Origin of the sequence: Motilimonas pumila (assembly GCF_003596335.1) — a bacterium.
Classification (GTDB): Bacteria; Pseudomonadota; Gammaproteobacteria; order Enterobacterales; family CBDFNC01; genus Motilimonas; species Motilimonas pumila.
Window position 1 is genome coordinate 1 of the sequence record NZ_QZCH01000068.1, and the last position, 3,398, is coordinate 3,398.

At 43.6% G+C, this 3,398-nt stretch carries 2 protein-coding genes; both read right to left on the bottom strand.

What is annotated here, in order from left to right; all coding sequences use genetic code 11:
- On the bottom strand, positions 1-389 hold a 389-nt coding region (locus tag D1Z90_RS20210), incomplete at its 3' end, for a hypothetical protein (RefSeq protein ID WP_119912582.1).
- A gap of 999 nt (positions 390-1,388) precedes the next feature.
- Positions 1,389-3,398 (bottom strand): RHS repeat-associated core domain-containing protein (locus tag D1Z90_RS21395; protein ID WP_198419277.1); only part of this gene is annotated, 2,010 nt, incomplete at its 5' end.

A 3,398-nucleotide genomic window follows, 5' to 3' on the forward strand; every position in this document is an offset into this window, starting at 1 on the left:
TCGCCGTCACCTCCACCTGAGCCATTATTCCCAGGGTTAATGTCACCTGCATGCACGCCGTCTTGCCAAGGGTTTTCAGGGGGCTCAACTTGACTTCCGCTCCCACTGCTTGAGTTATTATTGCCGCCACCGTGACTGCCCCCTGATGAAGAGCCCGCTTGTCCGCCTTGCTGGTAACCCCCTTGCGGCCCACTTTCATCAAAAGGAGATGGAATGCCTGCCATTTCAGAGGTGATTTCACTACTTTGGTCACGTACAGTACTGCCAAACATCTGAAAGGCCACAATAGCCACGACAACGACTAAACCAATTACCGGTAAATACTCAGAAATAGCAGCGCCGAGCTGGCGACGTTTAGTCGAAGAGGATTGTAACAAAGACAACAGCATGGGTATTCCTTACCAAAAAAGCCTTCACTGGCACTCCCCTTTCAACACATAAAAACACAGGGAGAGGAGGTGTATAATTGTAAATACAAACAAGTAAAAAAAAAATCAAAGTACATTCTAATAAATGCACTTTTTTTCATCAAGTCGTTTTTATCGTATTTAATATACGCATTAACTAATATTGGCTATTTCAGTTACAGGCTAAGTTTTCTATTCTAATCACTATAAATTTCGGCATTACCAATAACACCTCCCACAACACAATGCCACAGTCATGAGCTAACACAGGTACTATATAATCGGCTCATGACGACAAATTGAAAACAATGTTCAATTGCTCTCAAGGTGATAGGGATAAACGCTAGAAATAACTAAAAAAGAAAACGAGCAGCCACTCAAACTTTTCCGAAAAGTGGGCAATGTCAGCCCACTACTTAAAGTTTAATTTAATGATATTTCCAGCCTTAAGTTATACTTCTGGCTTTATAGTCATTGGGGCTATGTCGAACTTTTTCAGCAAACTGATCAACCCAGTTTGCATCACGTTCAAACATTTCCAGTTCCTCATTTGTCAGTTCAATCACCATATGTGCGTCAACAAAGCTTTTAGGCGAATAAACCACTTTAATTTGGTAGCTAACAATACGCTTTCAAGCGTAGACTAAGAGAGGTTAAAGCTGATACAACACAGTTAATCTGATTCTTGTATTTAGTTTCAAAAAAGGGGTTGTCGAAGTTGCGTAAAAAGCTAACGACATCCTCTTGTACATACTGAGCTGAGCGGGGCGAACACTCGCTCTCACCCAAAAAGTGTCTAATAACCTTAATATTGTGCGCAACCTTTCCTCTCGGCATGTTTAAGTACGAAAGTTCATAACTTTCACTCGGGCTCCAATCTTGCTCTAGGTTCAATAAAATGGATTCAAGACTACGGAACTCTAACATGATTTCCCTTAGTATCTGCTCTATATCATGGGCACATCTTACATCAGACATCTATCACCAACTTATATCGTTTCTGTTCAGTTCAGGCATCACTTCTCGTACCGAGTCTGGAATATATATTTGAATATCTCCACCCGTTAACATGACTTCATCAACATGGTCTACCACTCGCTGGCTCGCGACTTCGCCATCCCAAACTTTAAGGCCATCTTTTCCTACTGTATGTTCCACATACCACTTGCCATTATTCCACTCAGGTCTAACGGCCGTTCCTCCGTAAAGGTCTGCCTTACTAGACGGAAGCTCGTAGGTCCAAAACGCACCTTTCGGGTTTTGTCCGTCACCATAAACACGGTATATTTTCGTGCCTTCAGGTAAAAATTTAGGTGTAGCTTTATTGGTAAACGTAGCATGAGCCCAATCAGGCAAATCTAGGCTACTGTCTCCCCAGCTTGAAGGTGCATCAATTTTAATTGCAGGTAAAGAGTTATCTACGAAACTTGAGTGGGTGATCCCTGGGACATTTTTAAAATCACCTACGAGGGTTCTTAAATGATCAATCCCTTTAACTTCTCCCCCCAGAATATCTCGAACAAAGTCTTCGGGAAAAGCCTGACGATCAAGAACCTTATTAACTTTCGAGAAATCTACGTCGGGATAATCACTGATATGTCGCTGGAATATTTCTAGGCTATTAGAGTCCGCTCTGATAGTCCCTTTTACATTGGCATTGGCAAGCGTTTCCCAAGTATCAATAAACTGGGGTCTATCATTTAGCAAACGAGCTAACTCTGTACCGCCAGATTTGATGTCCTGCTCTAACTTAGCTAGCAGCCCATCTGACCATTCCTTTTTATTGAGAGAGCGCATAATGCCGGGGTTTTCCAACAATTTGGGATAGCTCGCAAATTTAGGATACCTAACTTTAAGCACTCGCTCGCTGGCAGATTTAGTTAAAGCCTTAGCTGTCGGCGAAAGTGACGAAGCACCTTTTATTATCGTATGAGCTAAGTCGCCTATACGCTTGAGTTTACTTAACCCAAAACTTGCAGCATCAATCGCCAAGTCCGTTGCTGTTAACGGTATAAATAAACCCACCATGCCCACTAAAGCTTCTGCCGCAATCTTACGACTTGGCGCTCTCACGGCGTCCAGCGCGTCCATTGCTGGCATAGCACCTGACGCAATAAGCTCATTATTAACTATCGATAGCGCATCACCATAAGCAACATTGGCGTTTTCTAGGTTACGTTTCGCATCTCTGATTTCTTGACAACCTGGGTCATTGTAGCTGCCACCTTGCGCACGACATTGTGGCTTTCCAAATTCATCATAAACCCCCCTCAACTCTTCGGCACGCTGGTGCACCAAGTCTTCCGCGCTAATCACTCGGCTGTCTGTGTACAACTTAGTCTGAAAGCGCACAAGCACTTCATTATAAAGCGGCGTTATGTCAACAGCATATAACCTATCATCAGGTGATGCACCGCCGAGCATATTGGCACTCGCCAAAATTTGATTGACATCCGCGGCAGTAACCAAATTTCCTAGTGCATTAAGCAATACATCCAGGAACTCAGCTTCTGTAGTGCCGTTAGCCAACGTCAGTGTTAATGTGTTTACATCTGGATCTTGTTGAGTAACGGGGTAAAGTAATTCCCCCAAGCCGTGGATCTGTTCAGCCGAAAAGTCAGCGTAATGGAGATTGTATGAATCTGTCTTAGCGTCCGGTTTAAAAACATTAACAACTGCGTCTTGGCCCGCAAACCAAGCATGGCGAATCATTTCTACCGTTTTACTGTACAATATAGCGGCTTTGTCATTTTCATTATGAAACATCCATGAAAGAGCAGACTGCGCATTTGTGTATGTTTCTGGCACAACATGGCCAAAAGCATCGGGCTCAACGCCGCAAGACGCTTCAGACAAAAAGTGTGATTGATAGTTTAGATTCGAATCATAGCTACCAGTGACATCTGCAATTGCCGCCAAGCCAAACGGGTCAATAAACGACAGCGCATTGCTGCCCACATACGCAAACGTATTGATACCACCGCGCAGCCC